General features: G+C 63.9%; 23 protein-coding genes. 17 read left to right on the forward strand and 6 right to left on the reverse strand.

Translation table 11 applies throughout. The features are described 5' to 3' along the window. Window position 1: 1 nt before the first annotated feature. Window positions 2-268 carry a helix-turn-helix domain-containing protein gene (locus tag A7D27_RS08810; protein ID WP_371914809.1) on the reverse strand — a complete coding sequence of 89 codons (267 nt, stop codon included), beginning with the start codon at window positions 266-268 and terminating at the stop codon, window positions 2-4. Beyond that, window positions 238-477 carry a helix-turn-helix transcriptional regulator gene (locus A7D27_RS08815; protein ID WP_240922948.1) on the reverse strand — a complete coding sequence of 80 codons (240 nt, stop codon included), beginning with the start codon at window positions 475-477 and terminating at the stop codon, window positions 238-240. The genes A7D27_RS08810 and A7D27_RS08815 overlap by 31 nt, the downstream gene beginning before the upstream one ends. Window positions 478-576: 99 nt before the next feature. Here A7D27_RS08815 and A7D27_RS08820 point away from each other — a divergent pair, with 99 nt between their 5' ends. From A7D27_RS08820 to A7D27_RS28300, 10 genes are all read left to right on the forward strand, one after another. Next, entirely contained in the window at window positions 577-816 is a 240-nt protein-coding gene (locus tag A7D27_RS08820) for a hypothetical protein (RefSeq protein WP_069564639.1), read from the forward strand. Window positions 817-825: 9 nt separating this feature from the next. Next, window positions 826-3,480 (forward strand): toprim domain-containing protein, encoded by a 2,655-nt coding sequence (locus A7D27_RS08825; RefSeq protein ID WP_069564640.1) that lies wholly within the window; start codon window positions 826-828, stop codon window positions 3,478-3,480. Window positions 3,481-3,943: 463 nt separating this feature from the next. After that, window positions 3,944-4,123: a hypothetical protein gene (locus A7D27_RS08830; protein ID WP_069564641.1), complete on the forward strand. Its 180-nt coding sequence runs from the start codon at window positions 3,944-3,946 to the stop codon at window positions 4,121-4,123. Further along, complete coding sequence (locus tag A7D27_RS08835) at window positions 4,120-4,476, forward strand: hypothetical protein (protein WP_069564642.1); 357 nt, start codon at window positions 4,120-4,122, stop codon at window positions 4,474-4,476. Before A7D27_RS08830 ends, A7D27_RS08835 begins: the two co-directional genes overlap by 4 nt. Before the next feature lie 14 nt (window positions 4,477-4,490). Then, window positions 4,491-4,844, forward strand: coding sequence for a hypothetical protein (locus A7D27_RS08840; RefSeq protein WP_069564643.1), 354 nt, complete (start codon window positions 4,491-4,493; stop codon window positions 4,842-4,844). Next, on the forward strand, window positions 4,841-5,092 hold the full coding sequence (locus A7D27_RS08845; RefSeq protein ID WP_069564644.1) for a hypothetical protein: 252 nt from the start codon (window positions 4,841-4,843) through the stop codon (window positions 5,090-5,092). Before A7D27_RS08840 ends, A7D27_RS08845 begins: the two co-directional genes overlap by 4 nt. A 62-nt stretch (window positions 5,093-5,154) precedes the next feature. Then, a complete protein-coding gene (locus A7D27_RS08850) occupies window positions 5,155-5,394 on the forward strand; it encodes a hypothetical protein (RefSeq protein ID WP_069564645.1) in 240 nt (79 codons plus the stop codon). 11 nt (window positions 5,395-5,405) lie between these two features. Further along, window positions 5,406-5,609: a hypothetical protein gene (locus A7D27_RS08855; RefSeq protein ID WP_069564646.1), complete on the forward strand. Its 204-nt coding sequence runs from the start codon at window positions 5,406-5,408 to the stop codon at window positions 5,607-5,609. Further along, window positions 5,602-5,820: a hypothetical protein gene (locus A7D27_RS08860; protein WP_069564647.1), complete on the forward strand. Its 219-nt coding sequence runs from the start codon at window positions 5,602-5,604 to the stop codon at window positions 5,818-5,820. Before A7D27_RS08855 ends, A7D27_RS08860 begins: the two co-directional genes overlap by 8 nt. Window positions 5,821-6,352: 532 nt before the next feature. Next, complete coding sequence (locus tag A7D27_RS28300; protein ID WP_170832284.1) at window positions 6,353-6,580, forward strand: hypothetical protein; 228 nt, start codon at window positions 6,353-6,355, stop codon at window positions 6,578-6,580. Here A7D27_RS28300 and A7D27_RS08865 read toward each other — a convergent pair. From A7D27_RS08865 to A7D27_RS08875, 3 genes are read right to left on the reverse strand one after another with little or no spacing between them, the layout of a single operon-like run. Further along, entirely contained in the window at window positions 6,532-6,786 is a 255-nt protein-coding gene (locus A7D27_RS08865) for an ogr/Delta-like zinc finger family protein (RefSeq protein WP_069564648.1), read from the reverse strand. The genes A7D27_RS28300 and A7D27_RS08865 overlap by 49 nt on opposite strands. A 48-nt stretch (window positions 6,787-6,834) precedes the next feature. After that, the gene (locus A7D27_RS08870) at window positions 6,835-7,689 is read right to left on the reverse strand and encodes a phage portal protein (protein ID WP_069564685.1); all 855 of its coding nucleotides are present in this window, start codon (window positions 7,687-7,689) and stop codon (window positions 6,835-6,837) included. Then, entirely contained in the window at window positions 7,601-9,649 is a 2,049-nt protein-coding gene (locus tag A7D27_RS08875) for a terminase large subunit domain-containing protein (RefSeq protein WP_069564649.1), read from the reverse strand. Before A7D27_RS08875 ends, A7D27_RS08870 begins: the two co-directional genes overlap by 89 nt. Before the next feature lie 160 nt (window positions 9,650-9,809). On the opposite strand from A7D27_RS08875, the gene A7D27_RS08880 reads away from it, so the two are divergent. Genes A7D27_RS08880 through gpM form a run of 3 tightly spaced genes read left to right on the forward strand, consistent with a single transcriptional unit; the run spans window position 9,810 to window position 12,470 of the window. After that, the gene (locus A7D27_RS08880) at window positions 9,810-10,736 is read left to right on the forward strand and encodes a GPO family capsid scaffolding protein (protein ID WP_069564650.1); all 927 of its coding nucleotides are present in this window, start codon (window positions 9,810-9,812) and stop codon (window positions 10,734-10,736) included. A gap of 1 nt (window position 10,737) precedes the next feature. Beyond that, window positions 10,738-11,769 carry a phage major capsid protein, P2 family gene (locus tag A7D27_RS08885; protein ID WP_069564651.1) on the forward strand — a complete coding sequence of 344 codons (1,032 nt, stop codon included), beginning with the start codon at window positions 10,738-10,740 and terminating at the stop codon, window positions 11,767-11,769. Then, the gene (gene gpM, locus A7D27_RS08890; RefSeq protein ID WP_069564652.1) at window positions 11,766-12,470 is read left to right on the forward strand and encodes a phage terminase small subunit; all 705 of its coding nucleotides are present in this window, start codon (window positions 11,766-11,768) and stop codon (window positions 12,468-12,470) included. Before A7D27_RS08885 ends, gpM begins: the two co-directional genes overlap by 4 nt. A gap of 132 nt (window positions 12,471-12,602) precedes the next feature. Here the strand turns inward: gpM and A7D27_RS08895 are convergent, their stop codons facing one another. Continuing rightward, entirely contained in the window at window positions 12,603-12,908 is a 306-nt protein-coding gene (locus tag A7D27_RS08895) for a hypothetical protein (RefSeq protein ID WP_069564653.1), read from the reverse strand. 306 nt (window positions 12,909-13,214) lie between these two features. Here A7D27_RS08895 and A7D27_RS08900 point away from each other — a divergent pair, with 306 nt between their 5' ends. Genes A7D27_RS08900 through A7D27_RS08915 form a run of 4 tightly spaced genes read left to right on the forward strand, consistent with a single transcriptional unit; the run spans window position 13,215 to window position 15,892 of the window. Beyond that, window positions 13,215-13,676: a head completion/stabilization protein gene (locus tag A7D27_RS08900; RefSeq protein ID WP_069564654.1), complete on the forward strand. Its 462-nt coding sequence runs from the start codon at window positions 13,215-13,217 to the stop codon at window positions 13,674-13,676. Next, window positions 13,673-14,128, forward strand: a complete 456-nt coding sequence (locus A7D27_RS08905) for a phage tail protein (protein WP_069564655.1) — start codon at window positions 13,673-13,675, stop codon at window positions 14,126-14,128. The genes A7D27_RS08900 and A7D27_RS08905 overlap by 4 nt, the downstream gene beginning before the upstream one ends. Beyond that, the gene (locus A7D27_RS08910) at window positions 14,109-14,765 is read left to right on the forward strand and encodes a phage virion morphogenesis protein (RefSeq protein ID WP_069564656.1); all 657 of its coding nucleotides are present in this window, start codon (window positions 14,109-14,111) and stop codon (window positions 14,763-14,765) included. Before A7D27_RS08905 ends, A7D27_RS08910 begins: the two co-directional genes overlap by 20 nt. A gap of 11 nt (window positions 14,766-14,776) precedes the next feature. Beyond that, complete coding sequence (locus A7D27_RS08915; protein ID WP_069564657.1) at window positions 14,777-15,892, forward strand: DUF2586 domain-containing protein; 1,116 nt, start codon at window positions 14,777-14,779, stop codon at window positions 15,890-15,892. Window position 15,893: the final 1 nt, after the last annotated feature.

Raw genomic sequence — 15,893 nt, forward strand, 5'->3', positions numbered from 1 at the left:
ATTACAGAGGGCTGACCTGTTCCCCGGAGTAGGTGGTCTCTCCGGTCAAAAGCCAGAGAGCGTACTTCCGGTAACGGCGATGGGACGTGATCTTTTGCAGTGAGACCAAGCTGATCTCCAGTCGTAGGCTCGCCTCGTACTTTTTCAAGGTACTGAGAGGAAGCCCGACGTCGGCGCTTAGCTGAGCCTGGGTAATCCCCTCCCTGGCCCGCATCGCTTTCAACCTCGCCGCCATGTTCATGGTTGCAGCGGACTGAACTGCCCGCATTCCGGCGCAGTTTCATCGGTTACCAACCACAGAGCGTACTTTTTGAAACGCGGATGCTTGGTGATTTTCAGCAGCTCGATGGAGCTTACCGACTTGCTCTTCCCGTACTCGTAACCCTTCCAGGTCGGCAGGCTGATACCTGCCAGCTCGCATATTTCTCCCTGAGTAAGGCGCTCAGCCAAACGCACCTCCTTGAGCTTCTGACCCATCTCCATCGGTTTCCCCTCTTGACTTCAAGTATGTGTACGGATACTTTACGGATGTATTCGCATACTTTGCTAGGCAATATCACTTGAGAGGTTATCAGAATGCAGATCACCATCGACACGCCGTACGTGACTGTTCAGGAGTTCGCGCGACGCTCGGGACTGTCTGATCGTTCGATCCGCCGTGAGATCGAACAGGGTCACTTCATCATTCGCCCGAAGGAGGGAAAGGGCGAGAAGTCCACCGTCTTCATCAACATGATTCACCTGGCCATGGAGGCCGCCGAACAAGCCGAGCGCGTGCGCGGCCAGCAACGCGCCACTGCCGCCACCCAGGGTTAAGGGGTCGGCATGAACTTCGAGGACATCTACCGGCTCGACGTGATCCAGGCCCTGGAGAACGACCCGCAGCTGGACTTCAAGGACATCGGCGACACCTACCTGCAGAAGGGCCTCTGCCCCAACTGTGGCCACCGCACCCTGTACGTCAGCCGCAAGCAGCCCTTCCAGCTGGCCTGCAACCGGCTGAACGAATGCCGCCACACCGAGAAGACCCGCGAGCGCTACAGCTACCTGTTCGAGAACCTGAGCGAGCGCTTCCCCAGCACCGAGGCCAATCCCACCGCCACCGCGGACGCCTACCTGCAGCGCAATCGGGGCTTCGACATCAGCAAGATGCAGGGCTGGTACACCCAGGCGCGCCGCAAGCTGGCCGATGAAAGCTGGGGGGACACCGTGCGCTTCCCGCTGTGCGATGGCTACTGGGAACGTCTGATCGACGCCCGCGCGGTCGCCCGCAACGACGGCAACAAGGCCGGCATCAAGTGGAAGATGAACTACAAGGGCCAGGGCTGGGTGCCACCGGGGCAGACCTTCGAGAAGGGCGACCGGGTGTATGTGGTGGAAGGGATCTTCCACGCCATCGCCCTGCACCTGGCCGGCTACAAGGCCATCGCGGCCATCAGCTGCAACAACTTCCCCTGGCAGATCATCGAGGATAACAAGGGCAAGCTGATCACCTGGTGCATCGCCCTGGACAACGACAAGGCCGGGCGCGCGGCGGTGCCCAAGTACCTGGCCCAGCTGCGCAAGCTGAAGGAAATCGGCTGGGTAGCGCTGGGCGAGCCCGGCCGCGACTGGGACGACGTGTACCGCGACGGCCAGCTGGACGACGCCTACCTGCAGGAAGCCTGCTACCAGGGCCGCCTGTTCTGCGCCACCTCACCGATGAAGAAGGCCTATCTGCTGTACCTGAAGAAGCGCACCGGCTTCTTCCTGGTGGAGTTCGGCAGCTGCCTGTACGCGGCACGGGTGAACCTGACCGAGCTGCAGAAAGACATCGAGGGCGACGACATCGAGGGCCACCAGCCTGAGTTCGCCAAGCACACCACCATCAGCGAGGTAGCCAACTGCCTGCCGCGCTTCGAGTACATCGAGCGCGATGCCGTCACCGGCGAGCAGCGCTTCTTCTTCAGCTTCGAGTTCCCCAACGCCCGGCGCAGCTGCCGCGAGGCACTGCCGCCCAGCTCGGTGAACGACCCGCGCAACTTCGCCAAGGCCCTGATCGAGAAGACCCCCTTCGGCACCTTCGACGGTGGCGAGAAGGTGCTGGCCATGCTCCGCAAGGAGTGGCAGCGCGACGCCCGCACCGTGCGCACCCTCCCCTACATCGGCTTCGACGACGACACCGCCGCCTACTGCTACCCGACCTTCGGCTACCACAAAGGGCAAGAGATCATGAACAACGAACACGGCTACCTGGACGTGAATGGCGAGGGCCTGAAGACCTCGGTGCGCAGCTTGCCGGTGGTGCGCGGCGGCGACTTCGACCCGGAGTGGTTCGCCGACTTCGTGGCCGTGTTCAGCCTCAACGGCTTGGCCACGTTGTCCTGGTGGACGGGCACGCTGTTCGCCCAGCAGATCCGCGCGGCGCAGGCATCCTGGCCGTTCCTGGAGCTGACCGGCGATGCCGGCGCGGGTAAGTCCAGTCTGCTGCGCTTCCTCTGGATGCTGGTCGGCCGACGCAATGAGGAGGGCATCAAGCCCAGCGGCAGCGGCGCTTCAGCCATCGGCCTGCTGCGCGCCATGGCGGCCGTCAGCAACCTGCCGGTGGTGCTGCTGGAGTCCGACAAGACCACCACCGACGCCATGGGGCGTGAAGTGGTGGTGCAGTACAACTGGGAGGACATCAAGCCGCTGTTCGACTACAACGCCAAGCTGCGCGTGACCGGGGTCAAGAGCACCAACGCGGACACCGAGGCGCTGCTGTTCCGGGGCGGCATCTGCATCTCGCAGAACGCCAAGGTGGAAGGGCACGAGGCGATCATCACCCGCATCGTCTACCAAAACATGACCCGCGCCCACCACAGCCCGGCGCTCAAGCCACTGGCCCAGCGCCTGCGCGGCATGGACGTGGAAGACGTCGCCGGCTTCCTGCGCGCGGTGCTGTGCGACGAACGCGGCTGGCTGGAACGCTACTTCACAGCCTTCGCCCACTACGAACAGCGCTTTCAGGCCATCAAGGGCGTGGAGCACAGCCGGATCGTGCAATGCCATGCCCAGGTGATGGCTGCCGCCAAGGCTACCCAGGCGCTGTTCCCCGCCTGGACGGACAACGACCTCGAGGCCCTGGCCAAGCACATGGAGGGCTGCGCCCTGGAGCGGCAGCAGTGCATCGGCGCCGAGAACCGCAGCGCCGCCCAGTTCTGGCAGATCTATCACTTCCTGAACGAAGACGTGGTGACCATCACGGACGGCGACGGCACCCGCGAAGAGATCCGCGAAACCCTCAACCACAGCAGCGACAAAGAACTGATCGCCATCAACCTGGAGCACTTCCAGCAGGCCTGCCGCCAGGCCGGCATGGAGGTCATCCCCGCCGCGACCCTGCGCCGTGTGCTGCCGCTGAGCACCACCCACCGCTTTATCGAGGTGCGCAAAGTGCGCTCGAAGCTGGAGAAGCGCCCCCTCAACTGCTGGGTGTTCGCCAAGCGGGGGAAAGAGTGATGGAGCGGGGGATGAAGTGCCGTCTGGGTAGGCCTGCAGGCTGTATCAGCAGTTTGTGCGTACTGCCTCATTCTGTCCGGAACATCCGGAACATTAGATTTAATAAGAAAAATCCTCATAAGAATCAGGTAGTTACAAGTAAAAACCTGTTCCACCACTACCGGAACAAACCAGAACCAACCGGAACAAGTTTGTTCCTGCATGTTCCGGTATTTCCAACACAACCGGAACATTTCAAAAACTGCTACAGGCCTAGTGCCACGCGGCTTTCAGAGGGGCGGGGGAAAATCGTGTTCCGGAATGTTCCGGTAGCACCGGAACATTTTCAGAACCCTGAAAGCCCCGAACGGCGCGGGCTCCAGACTTTCACCCCTATGCATGTTCCGGATGTTCCGGACGTTCCGGGGGCATACGCGGGGTTTTGGTTTTTCTCGCCCCTCTGCAGCCCGGCGAGGTGACCGCCATGGCCGAGCTGAGCCCCTCCGAAATCCACCGCCGCGACTGCCTGGCCCGCCACTTTCTCAACCACTGGACGCGCCAGGACATCGTGGACTGGCTGGATCACCCCAAGCGCGGCAAGGCCCTGCGCGACGACATGCGCGCCCGCCTCAACCGACTGAAACAGGAGTACCGCAAGCGATGAACGCCATCACCCAAGCCCCCGAGCGCTGCCCCCTGGACCCAGTACGCGGTCGTGACTTCCCCCGCTGGTGGCAGCGCGCCGCGCAGCTGGTGGAACTGCCGCCGGGCCAGCGCGACCTGGACGTGTCCGGCACCGGCCTCGCACTGCTGCTCAAGCGCCTGCAAGCCCTGGACACACCACGACGCGCCCTGCTGCTGACCATGGCCTGCCTGGCCAACCCACAGCGCGCCGAATGGCTGCAGGCCGAGGTCGGCCTGCACGTCGGCCAACTGACCGCCACCGACCTGGGCGCCGAGGTGTTCCAGGTGCTGGTCGGCCTGCTGGCCACCTTTCACACCACCCCCAGCAACTGAGAACGGAGCCACTCATGAACGAGTTCAACCTGCGCGATCAGATCGCCAAACAGCAGGCCTACCAGGCCCAGCGCCACGCTGTGATCACCAGCGGGATGCAGGCGCTCAACCGGCTGATTCCCGTAGCCGTGCGGCCAACCGGCCAGGGCCGCGCCGTCGGCCGCTTCCTGCTGGGCCTGTACAACGGCCCGGACTACCGCTTCGACCTGACCGAGCTGCGCGGCCTTGACCTGAGCAAGTTCGAGGACTGCCTGCGCGTGCTGATGATGGATTACAGCCCAGAAGTGGAGATCCATGAACGGGTGCCGAACGGGCAGGCCATCTGGGCCGAGCTGGTGGCCATGTGGGGCAGGGAGGTACGGGCGTGATCGTTTACTACGGCGCGAACGGCATCAGCGGCGAGCTGCCCTTGCCTTCGATCTACCTGGAGAACGCCACGGCCACGGATCTGGCCGAGCTGGCCGCCAGCGACTTCTGGCGACACCGCCCAGGCGAACAGCCGTCCCTGGTGACCTTGATTCACCTGATGGACGTGGACGGTAACGATCTGGGGATTTTCGAGGTTCGGCGCGATATGCGCCCGGTATTCACCGCCACGGCACTGCCGGTGGCGTGAAAGAGAAGTGCTGGAGGAGCGGCAACTCCCCCGGCACCAACCACCACTTAGGAGAGACGTGTATGCAAGCACAACACCCACGCGGTAGCGCCGTGAAGGCTACCACACCGGCCATCCACCTGCTGGGCCAGGCCCTGATCGGCTTCCAGGTGAGCCGCAGCCAGGCCTCCCGCGAGCACCTGGAGCAGTTGGCCACCCAGGCACAGCAACGCGGCGAGCTGAGCGCCGCCGACGCACGGGTGATCGCCACCCTGCTGACTGCCCCGAGAAAGCCCCGTCCCGCCACTTTGCGCGCCGTCTGAAGGAGATCCGCATGATCATCACCACCCGACTGAGCGCCGGCAGCTACGTGGCCCGCGCCAAAGGCCAGAAGGCCACCGCCAGCAGCGCCGAGAGTGCGCGCCGTGCTGCCGAAAACCTGGCCACCAAGCTGGGCTTTCACCCCGACCTGGTGGAACTGGAAGACGAAGCCAGCGGCGTCTGCACCTTCTCGCTTCCGGAGGCCGACGATGCGTAACCGTTCCCTGCGCGGCTGCTGTGAAGACGTGAAGCGGCTGGTGAGCTTCGCCGAGGCAGCAGGCTGGATGGTCGCCAAGACCAGGAACCTGCACCTGATGTTCAGTAAGGCTGGGCGTCGTGCGGTGTTTTTCAGCGGCACGCCCGGCGACCGGCGCGCCTGGCTCAACGCCAGATCGCGACTGATCCAGGCCGACAAGCTGGCGAGCTGACCGGCAGCCAAACCCGAATCTGGGGTTTGGGACGCTCAATCCCACCACTTCAACGGGGCGCTTCGGCGCCCCATTTTCTTGCCATAACTCGCTGTCGAGAATGAGTGATCGAGCACAAGCTGTACGGTGCAGTATCGTTATATCGACACTGCAACAGTAAACACCGGTCAATGCGCAACTCCGCGAAAACCCTGGCACCCCCGTTGTCCCTTTGTACTTTTGGCCATTTGCGCCTTTTTACTTTTGTACATTTTCAGACGTGCACTATCACTATATCGAACACGAGAATTCGCGAACTACCGAATTCGGGATTACGTAACTACGTAATTACTTAAGTACGTAAATAAGCACTTACTTAACACCCCGCAAGCCCCGCCAAGCCTAGCTTTCAGGCCCCAATATCGGATATGAGCAAACTTCACGCCCTAACATGGGAAATTAAATAAGCAAGCTGAAAAAAAGTGCTTGACCGCACAAAATTTCTATAAGTAAAGTTCGCCCCACTCACACACACTGAAATGGAGCTGCAACGATGTGCGCCGTAGCTAAGGAATTAAATTCACTGCGTGAAAAATTCGAGGAAAGCCGCAACTACCTTGCGTTTTTCATTGAATTAGCAGCGTCGGGCATTGAACTTTCAGAGCGCGGAAAAGCGGGGCTACTGGATCTAGGGATGTGCCGTTTACGCCACCTCGACGAGGCGGCGAACGGTCAGATTGAAACGGCGGCGCCGAGCTGTGCAAACAGCTCTCGCTGCTGATTCCGGGGCATGTCTCGCAAGCGGTCGAACAGCAACTGGTCGACCGCTTTAGCCCCCGGCCTGGTGGTGTGGGAGTAGGACAGGTTCACAACGAACTGATGGCCACATTCCAGGCACAGGCAATACAGATTCACGAAATCCACCGATAGCTCATTGCGCGAAGCGATTCGAGCCTTCCCGCGACACTCCCTACAGATGATCCGCATTGCCCCTTCCCGAATGGTTCCCAACCAGGAACCATTCTGCCACAACATCTAGTGGTCATCCGCTTCCGCGAACGCTATTCGCCGGTCCTGCCGCAGCACCTGGTTCAGCTCCAGGAAGAGCAACTGGATGGGGCGGATCTCGTTGTTGGTGTACACCCGGTCGATCTTCTCGATATCCCCGAAGCCGCCCACGTTCTCCGGCATGATGCCGGCCAGCGCGGGGTTCATCCGGTGCGCGGCGATCACGTCGTTGCGGGTGATGTTCTTCACCTTCTCCAGTTCGTCCTTCGCCTGGAAGTCGCCCACGGGGATGATCTGAATCGCCTTCTCGGCACCGCCGGGGATGTTCACGAACATCGAGCGGAAATTGCCCACGCCCTTGCTCGCCCCGATCTGCGCCTTCATTTCCTCTTCATCCTCTTCGGTCAGGTCGGGGTCGTTGGTGTAGAAGATGAAGCCCGCGTGGGCGCCGTTGCTGTAGTAGCGGCGCCTGAACAGGGTGGCCGCCTCGTTCAACAGCAGCGCCTGCATGCCGCCCAGGTAGTCGGGCACGCCGTAGATGTTCTGCTCCACGTCGTAGTCCATGACATGAACCACTTCGTCGGCGTCGAACTCCACTTCCTGGCCGTTGGGCAGGAGCATGACGAAGCCGCCATCCACCTTTACCCGCATGTTGATCGCCGGCAGGTGCTGCAGCTCGATCACCTGCCCGAAGGCGTTTTCCAGCCCGAGGAAATAGGCCTCGCCGAACACGATGAAGTCCAGCACCCCGCAGCCCAGGGTGCGCGTGCTGCAGCCCAGCGACGGGATGAAGTCACGCAACAGCAGGTTGCGCTTGAACTTCGGGATGGCGCCGTGGTGCGCGTTGGCGCGCAGCAGCTTGGCCAGCCCGGTGCGCGACACCGGGGGCACGTACAGCCGGCCGTCGTGACTGGGGAAGACGCCCAGGTACTCGCCTATGTTGCCGGTCAGCACCTGCTCCGGCGCTCCGAACGAGAACGCCCGGGTGCTGCGCTGTTGTTCCCGCTTGCTGTGCTGTCTTCTTTGCTTTGCCATGGCTGCCCTGGTCGAGTGTCGAGTAGCGGCTGCGCCGCCGCTTGTTGGTGTTGAGGGGTTCGTGGTGCAGCGCGTGCATCACCGCCCAGGCGATATCCGCGTGGCCGGTGGCATCGGTGCGCGATGCGCTGTAGGTGATCTGGCCGCTGGCCGTGGTGCCGCGCTTGATGGTGAGGAAGGCCTGGGCGACGTCGGTCCAGCCGGCGTCCCACTGGATCCGCCCGGCCTGGATCGTGTCCTGGGCTTTGAGCACCAGGGCGTTCTTCGCTTCCAGGCTGTAGTGGATGGGCGTTGCGCGGGGGAAGAAGTCCCGCACGATGTCGAACACCCCATAGCCGACGCCGGTCACGTCGATGCCGATGTGCTGGACGTTGAAGCGCTCGCAGAGCTTCTTCACCTGGGCGGCCTGGTACGTGAAGGAGTGGCCCCGCCAGCTGTGCTTCTCCAGGATCCGGAAGCGCGCCCCCGGCTCCAAGGGCGGTGCCACGACAACACACGTCGCATCGTCGCGGGTGCGGCTGGGGTCATAGCCCAGCCAGACCGGCGCATTGCCGTAAGGGCGTTCGTCGTCGGGGTCGTAGTCGGTCCACAGGCCAAGGTCGGAGTAGCAGCGTTCGAGGTCCGCCAGGGCGAAGACGCTCTGTGTGCTGTCGATGAATTTGCACATGTAGAGCTGGTCGAAGCGCTCTTCGTCGTTCTCCAGCCTGAGCCGGTCGATGTCGAACAGGGTGCAGCCACCGGCCTGGGCGTCCAGGATGGTGATCACCTTGCGCCATTGGCCGTCCGGGCAAAGCGCCCCCTGGTGGATGGCGGCCTCGCTCGGCCAGTCTTTGGCCAGCTTCTTGCCGCGCTTGCTGTTGCGGAATTCCTCGCCGGTCCAGAACGGATAGGCCTGGTGGGTGACGGCGCTGGGTGTGGAAAAGTAGGTCTTGCGCCACCGCGCGTGGGAGGCCATGGCGCCAGCCAGGCCGTCCAGCTTGGCGAAGTCGCGGATCCAGAAGTATTCGTCGATGTAGACGTGGCCGTGGTGCCCCTGGGCGGTGCTGCTGTTGGTGGAGAGGAAGCGCAGCTCGGCCCATGGCTTGCCGTCTTTCGACAGCTGGATGGGGTTGCCGGTGAGCTGCAGACCGAACCACTCGGCCGCGAAGCCGACGATGTAGCTGCGGAAGATCTCGGCCTGGGCGCGGCTGGCGGACAGGAACATCTGGTTGTCCCCGGTCAGCACTGCATCCATGAAGGCTTCGGCGGCGAAGTAGTAGGTCAGGCCGATCTGTCGGCTTTTGAGAACGTTGCGGATCCGCGCCGTCAGCGGGTTCTTCTTCGCCTCGAACAGCTCCAACTGGTAGCCGAACATCTTGCTGGTGAACTTCTCTAGGAAGTCCACCTCGGTCAGGGCGCTGATGTCGTTCTTCGCCGGCTTCTCGCGGCGCTTGCCGCGTTCCTTGCGCCGCCCTCCCCCGTCGCCCTGGCGCTCGCCCTGAGCCTCGGCCGCTGCCTCCGGGTGGGGCTGCAGCGACGGCTTGGCGGCCTGCTTCTGCAGGCGCTCGCGCACGGCGGTGAGGCGGTCCAGCTCGTTCAGGTCGTCTTTCGAGAGGTTGCCGGGCTTCTCCAGCAGCAGGGTGATGCGGCGGCTGACGGCAGTCAGCGGCTCTTCGTCCGTGAGCATCTCGTCCCAGCCGCCTTTGGCGATCCAGTAGTAGATGATCCGAACGTTCGGCAGGCTGAGCTGTGCCTGAATTTCGCGCGGCTTGGTGCGGCGCAGGTACAGGCGTTTGGCGGTTTCCTTGATTTCGGCTGAGTAGGGCATGGGCCGCAGTCTATGCGGCGAAATGCGCCGAAACGCGCCCTATCGTTCCGATAAACTCCTATTTCTATCAGATAGTTACAGCGCAAAAGCAAAGCGTTTGTTCACGCTTTTCGGGGTGCCTATGGTGGCGGCAACTGAACCGCCACCGAGCTTTGAGCCCATGCCCCGTTCCCTCGTCTCCTACTGGAAGCGCGTCGCCGTCAGCGGCCCAACCGTGGACGGCCGCGAGATCACCCCGCAGGAGCTGCGCGATATCGCAGAGACCTACAAGCCGTCTCGCTATACCGCCGTGATCTGGGCTGAGCATGAGCGCTGGTATGGCTCGCACGGCACCGTATTCGCCGTGCGCCTGGTCGAGGACGACCCGGAGCTGGAGGAAGGCCAGGTTGCCCTCGAAGCCCAGCTCAAGCCCAACGACAAGCTGCTGCAGCTCAACGACCGGGGCGAGAAGCTGTTCACCAGCATCGAGATCTGGCCGAACTTCGCCAACACCGGCAAGGCCTACCTCACCGGCCTGGCCGTCACCGATGAGCCGGCCAGCCTGGGCACCCAGGAACTGTACTTCTCCCGCCGTACCCACAAGGCCACCTATTTCGCAGCTTCCGTCGAGCTGGGCCAGCTGCGCGACGGCGACACCGACAGCACCGATACCAAAGGGCTGATCAACGCACTGACCACTTTCTTCAAGCGCTTCTCAGTCGAGGCCGCGCCCACCCCTCCCCCGCAAACCACAACCGAGAGCACCCCACCAATGGATGAAGCCACCGCGAAAGCGTTGAAGGCCCTCCTCGAGCAGCTGCTGATCGTCGCCGCCGGTATCCAGGCAGTGATCGAACCGGCCGCCGAGGAAGTCGACGACACCGAAAACGAAGACCTGGTCGAAAGCGTCGAGGAGGCCGTGACCGAGATCGTCGAGCAGGCCGAAGCAGATCGCGAGTTCAGCCGTCGCAGGAAGGCAGGAAAGAGCCTGGAAAAGCGCTTCTCGAATCTGGAACAGCAGATGACCAAGCTGCTCAACACCGCCCAAGCCCGCCAGTTGCCGCGCACCACCGGTGCCGTCACCCCGGCCAAGAAGAAGGTGTTCTGACATGGCCCAGCCGCTGAGCACCCAAGGTGCAGAACGCTACGCCCAGCTGCAGGCGGACATCGCCGAGACCTACGGCGTCGAGAACCCCACGCGCCAGTTCGCGGTGGAGCCCAGCATTGCCCAGGAGCTGAACGACGCGATCACCGCCCGCGCCGACTTCCTGGAACGCATCAACATCGTGCCCGTCACCGAGATCAAGGGCGAGAAGGTCTTCATCGGCGTGAATGGGCCGGTCACGGGTCGCACCAACACCAAGGTGAAGGACCGCGAGGCCAAGGATGCATCCGGGCTGGATAACACCCAGTACGAGCTGCAGGACACCCATTCGGACGTGGGCCTGCCCTACGCGAAGATCGATGCATGGGCGAAGTTCCCCGACTTTGCCGACCGCTATTCGGCCGCCGTGCAGAAGCGTATCGCCCAGGACCGCATCATGATCGGCTTCCACGGCACCCATGCGGCTGCCGACACCGACCCGCAGGCCTACCCGAAGCTCCAGGACGTGAACAAGGGCTGGCTGCAGCAAGCCCGTGAGCAGATCCCCGCCCAGGTCCTGCGCGAGGGCAAGGTGGCCGGCAAGGTCACCATCGGCAAGGGTGGCGACTACGCCAACCTCGACGCCGCCGTGCATGACACCAAGCAGATGGTGGATGAAGTCCTGCGCGATGACGGCGACCTGGTGGCGATCATCGGCAGCGACCTGCTGGCCGCCGACAAGGCCAAGCTCTACACCAAGCAGGGCGACACCCCGACCGAGAAAGAGCGCATCGAGCTGGCCCAGGTGATCGCCACCTACGGCGGGCTGCCGGCCTACAGCGTGCCGAACTTTCCGGTGAACGCGATTCTGGTCACCAGCTTCGACAACCTGTCGATCTACTTCCAGGACTCCAGCTGGCGCAAGCAGACCGTCGACAACCCGAAGCGCTCCCGTGTCGAGGACTACAACAGCCGCAACGAAGGCTACGTGATCGAGCAGCTGGAGAAGTTCGCGCTGACCGAGAACATCGAAGTGCTGCCGGAGGCCGCGCCGTGAGCCTCGCCCTGGCCCACAAGCGCCGCGTCCTGGCGGGCAGCGACCCTGCCAGCTCGGCCCCGGCCGCCCAGCCCTACAGCGCCGCCAACGCCCTGAGCAGCCCGGCCAACGCACAGAAGCACCTCAAGCTGATGGAGTCGGCGCTTGCCGTGGACCTGGAGCGCATCAGCCGGATCGACAGCCGCGAGCAGCGTCAGCTGCTCAAGCGCGACGAGCTGCTGCCCAAGTACCTGGAGTACGTGCAGCGCTACCGCGAAAGCGGCCTGAACTACCCCAACCCGGTGCTGGTGTACGTCCTGGTGTGGCTGTTCGACACCGCCCAGTTCGAGCAGGGAATGGAGCTGGCCACCTTCGCCATGGCGCAAGGCCAGGAACTGCCCTTCGACCGCAACATCCCGACCTTTGTAGCGGATGAGGTGATCGACTGGGCCGAAGCCGAGCACAAGGCCGGCCGCAGCCCCGAGCCCTACGTTTCCAACCTGCTGCCCCTGGTGGATGGCGAGTGGAAGCTGTTCGAGCGGATCCCCGCGCGCTTCCACAAGCTGCTGGGCGTGCTGGCCATGGAGCGCGACGAGTGGGCCCCGGCCATCGAGCACTTCACCCGCGCTGAAACCCTTTACCCCGAGATCGGCGTGAAGACCCGCCGCGAGGCCTGCGAGAAAGCACTGCGCAAGGCCGAGCAGGGTAACGCCCCCGAGTAACCGTCTACCCACCCCCAGCGGGGCCTGCCCTGGTGTAACGGCTGCCTGCAGCCAGGACCACCACCGGCATTCACCCCGCCCTATTAACGAAAAAGCCCCGCACTGGGCGGGGCTCTGAGGATTGATGATGGCTTACGCAGCAGACGCATACGCCGCAAATGGATCGCTCGGGTCTAAATCCGGGTCGATGCGTACGGCGATGTATTGCAGGTTGTCGTCGATCAGCGACAGCCAGCGGATCAGCCCGCGCACGGCGCGCTCATCCATCATCAGCACGCCGTCCTCGGTGTGTAGCAGGCTGGTCAGCATGATGAGCTGGTCGCGGGTGTCTTCGGTCATGTCCAGCGCATCCAGGATGTTCTGTGTGCGCCGGCTGACGACGGCCTGGGTGGCGGCTTTGATGTTGGTGCGGCGGGCTTTGATGGTCTTGCGTGCCATGGTGGCAGTCTCCTTGGTGATTTCTTTCAGGGTTCACACCGCATCTGTTTTCAGCAGATGGGTGCCGGGAGCTGAAAAGGCCCACCAAGCGGCCCGGACTTCTTCCCCTTGCGGGTCTTGTATCCGTCGCACTCCCGACATAGAGCATACGCACGCAAAACGCGGGCGCAAAAATACCGCAACTCTCGTGGCGGGGCGACGCTTGGTGGGTGTAGGTGTTTTCAGCACCTGGAGGCGAAGCATAGGGGCTGTTTTTGGCTTTCGCAAGGATATTGGCCGGCAATATTCCCCAATCCGGGGGGCAGCATGAGCTTCTCCGGCAAGCCGACCACCCTGGTGGAACAGGTGATCGAGAACGACGGTTTCTGGCCGGATCTCGGCGTGGCCGAGTTCCAGAGGGGCTACCGCCTGCCGGCGGAGTACCTGGTGGAGCTGCTGGCCGATGGCATCACCGCTGCCATGGGCGAAGTGAACCGCGACCTGGCCAAGCGCAAACGGGCCTGGCTGGCGGCCGGCGTCACCCAGGTGGCGAGCGCCGACCCGCTGCTGCTGCCGGAGCGCGGCTTCTACGTGGCCATCTACAAGCGCGCGGTGTACTGCCGCGCCAAGGCCTACCTGCTGCAGCAGTTCGCCACGGTGAACCGCCGCGCTGAGGCCGCCAACCTGGCCAAGGAAGCCCCGGAGACCCACGAAGCCTTCCTGGCCTACAGCCAGCAGGCCGTGCGCCAGATCCAGGGCCGTGGCCGTGTGACGGCGGTGCTGCTGTGATCAAGCTGCGCGCCCTGACCGCCTTTCTGATCGAGCGCCGCCTGGTCGCTGCCGAGCAGTTGGACAGCTGGACCGAACAGGTCTCCCTGCCGCTGTACTGGAAGCACACCGAGAACGGCCTGCACATGGGCGATATGCGCTACCGCGCGGTGATCGTCCTGGAGCGCTTCGCCGACCATCCGGGCCGCCTGATGGCGCTGGTCGGTTCCTGGCTGGAGCGCAACGACCCCAACCGCGAGGACGACGCCCTGCCGGCCCCGGTGTTCGAGGTTGACCAGCTCGACCCGGACCTGGCCGACGTGGAGCTGCAGCTGGAGTTCATCGAGCCGCAGCACCTGGCCGAGGACGCCGATGGCGAGATCGAGGCCTTCGGCAAGCGCTGGGCGTTCGTGCCCTTTGATCTGTGGATTGCCCACGACGGGAGGGTGACCGATGGCCATACCGACCGTTGATTTCGACGTGCGCGGCCTGCTGGGCGCCGAGCAGCTGCTGGCAGCGCTGGCCCTGCCGCCGACGAAGCGCCGCCGCCTGCTGAACACCATCAGCAAGCGCGTGCGCACCGGCAACCGCAAGCGCATCCGCGAGCAGCGCAACGTCGACGGCACGCCCTACGCGCCCCGGAAGAACGGCAGCAAGCGAAAGATGATGCGCGGCCTGGCCAAGGCGCTGCAGGTGGTCAGCCTGAGTCCTGACGAGGCCGTCCTGGGCTGGGGCAACCGCCTGATGGGCAGCATCGCTGGCGACCACCAGCACGGCCGGCCGCAGTCCATGAGCGCGGCCCGGATGCGCCGTGCCGGCGCGACGCCCGACTACGACGAACCGGCCTCCCGCTTCCAGGCCCGCGCCCTGCTGAAAGCCGGCTACCGGATCCGCGCCGCCAAGCGCTGGAAGCGCCCGAGCCTCGGCTGGATCCAGGCGAACCTCACCAACGGCCGAGCCGGCCTGATTCTTTCCAAGCTGCTCGACGAAACCAAGAAACACCGCTGGCAGATCGAGCTGCCGGCCCGCGCCGTCCTGGGCGCGGATACGCAGGACGTGCGCGAGATCGCCGGCACCGTGCTGCAGCAAACCCTCAACGCACCCCGATAGCGAGGCCTCGCATGGCTCAAGGCAAAGTCAGCGTCAACAACCTGAACCTGGGTCAAGGCCCGGTGACGGAGATCGAGCGCTATTTTCTGTTCATCGGCCCGGCGTCCAAGAACGTCGGCAAGCTGATCCCCCTGAACACCCAGAGCGATCTGGACACCGAGCTGGGCATCCCCGCCAGCGACCTGAAAACCCAGGTGACAGCCGCACGCCTGAACGGCGGCGACCGCTGGGCCTGCATGGCCGCCCCCATCGCTGCAGACGGCAGCTGGCAAGACGCCCTGGACAAGGCCCAGCGCGAAGGCGTGTCGGTGGAAATGGTGGTGGTCACCCAGCCGATCACAACCGGTGCCGAGCTGAGAGCGATGCACGACAAGGCCGTGGCGATCAACAACCAGTATGGCCGTCGCGTGATCTTCATCGCCGCATCCGTGGGCATCACGGCCGTCCAGGACTGGGCGACCTACTTGACCGAGCAGCGTGTGATCACCGCAGACCTCTTGGCGCCGCGCGTGATGGTCGTGCCGCAACTGCATGGCAACGACCTGGGCGTGCTGGCGGGCCGCCTGGCCAATGCGACCGTGAGCATCGCCGACAGCCCCATGCGCGTGGCCACCGGGGCGCTGCTGGGCCTGGGCACCACTCCGGTGGACAAAGACGGCATCCCGCTGCCGTCCGCGATCCTGGCCGAACTGGACAGAGCACGCTTCTCGGTGCCGCAGACCTACCCGGACTACCCCGGCGTGTACTGGGGCGACGGCAACATGCTGGACGCCCCCGGCTCCGACTTTCAGGTGGTGGAGTACCTGCGGATCACCGACAAGGCCGCCCGCCGCGTGCGCATCCTGCTGATTCAGCGCGTGGCCGACCGCAAGCTGAACAACACCCCCAACAGCATGGCGGCCAACAAGTCCGCGCTGATGCGCCCGCTGCGCGAGATGTCGCGCTCGGTGCTGTTCGCCGGCATCCAGTTCCCGGGCGACATCGAGCCGCCGAAGGACGACGCCATCACCCTGGTGTGGATGAGCAAGACCAAGGTGGAGGCCTACATCTCCCTGCGCCCCTACAACTGCCCCAAAGACCTGACCGCAAACATCGCGCTGGACCTGTCCAGCGGCGACGAGGAGTAAG

The sequence above is a fragment of the Pseudomonas sp. 1D4 genome (genome assembly GCF_001728925.1).
Classification (GTDB): domain Bacteria; phylum Pseudomonadota; class Gammaproteobacteria; order Pseudomonadales; family Pseudomonadaceae; genus Metapseudomonas; species Metapseudomonas otitidis.

Coding starts and splice junctions, on each gene's coding strand:
- A7D27_RS08810 (WP_371914809.1), bottom strand. CDS start 268: ATGCGGGCAGTTCAGTCCGCTGCAACCATGAACATGGCGGCGAGGTTG.
- A7D27_RS08815 (WP_240922948.1), bottom strand. CDS start 477: ATGGGTCAGAAGCTCAAGGAGGTGCGTTTGGCTGAGCGCCTTACTCAG.
- A7D27_RS08820 (WP_069564639.1), top strand. CDS start 577: ATGCAGATCACCATCGACACGCCGTACGTGACTGTTCAGGAGTTCGCG.
- A7D27_RS08825 (WP_069564640.1), top strand. CDS start 826: ATGAACTTCGAGGACATCTACCGGCTCGACGTGATCCAGGCCCTGGAG.
- A7D27_RS08830 (WP_069564641.1), top strand. CDS start 3,944: ATGGCCGAGCTGAGCCCCTCCGAAATCCACCGCCGCGACTGCCTGGCC.
- A7D27_RS08835 (WP_069564642.1), top strand. CDS start 4,120: ATGAACGCCATCACCCAAGCCCCCGAGCGCTGCCCCCTGGACCCAGTA.
- A7D27_RS08840 (WP_069564643.1), top strand. CDS start 4,491: ATGAACGAGTTCAACCTGCGCGATCAGATCGCCAAACAGCAGGCCTAC.
- A7D27_RS08850 (WP_069564645.1), top strand. CDS start 5,155: ATGCAAGCACAACACCCACGCGGTAGCGCCGTGAAGGCTACCACACCG.
- A7D27_RS08855 (WP_069564646.1), top strand. CDS start 5,406: ATGATCATCACCACCCGACTGAGCGCCGGCAGCTACGTGGCCCGCGCC.
- A7D27_RS08860 (WP_069564647.1), top strand. CDS start 5,602: ATGCGTAACCGTTCCCTGCGCGGCTGCTGTGAAGACGTGAAGCGGCTG.
- A7D27_RS28300 (WP_170832284.1), top strand. CDS start 6,353: ATGTGCGCCGTAGCTAAGGAATTAAATTCACTGCGTGAAAAATTCGAG.
- A7D27_RS08865 (WP_069564648.1), bottom strand. CDS start 6,786: ATGCGGATCATCTGTAGGGAGTGTCGCGGGAAGGCTCGAATCGCTTCG.
- A7D27_RS08875 (WP_069564649.1), bottom strand. CDS start 9,649: ATGCCCTACTCAGCCGAAATCAAGGAAACCGCCAAACGCCTGTACCTG.
- A7D27_RS08880 (WP_069564650.1), top strand. CDS start 9,810: ATGCCCCGTTCCCTCGTCTCCTACTGGAAGCGCGTCGCCGTCAGCGGC.
- A7D27_RS08885 (WP_069564651.1), top strand. CDS start 10,738: ATGGCCCAGCCGCTGAGCACCCAAGGTGCAGAACGCTACGCCCAGCTG.
- A7D27_RS08895 (WP_069564653.1), bottom strand. CDS start 12,908: ATGGCACGCAAGACCATCAAAGCCCGCCGCACCAACATCAAAGCCGCC.
- A7D27_RS08900 (WP_069564654.1), top strand. CDS start 13,215: ATGAGCTTCTCCGGCAAGCCGACCACCCTGGTGGAACAGGTGATCGAG.
- A7D27_RS08910 (WP_069564656.1), top strand. CDS start 14,109: ATGGCCATACCGACCGTTGATTTCGACGTGCGCGGCCTGCTGGGCGCC.
- A7D27_RS08915 (WP_069564657.1), top strand. CDS start 14,777: ATGGCTCAAGGCAAAGTCAGCGTCAACAACCTGAACCTGGGTCAAGGC.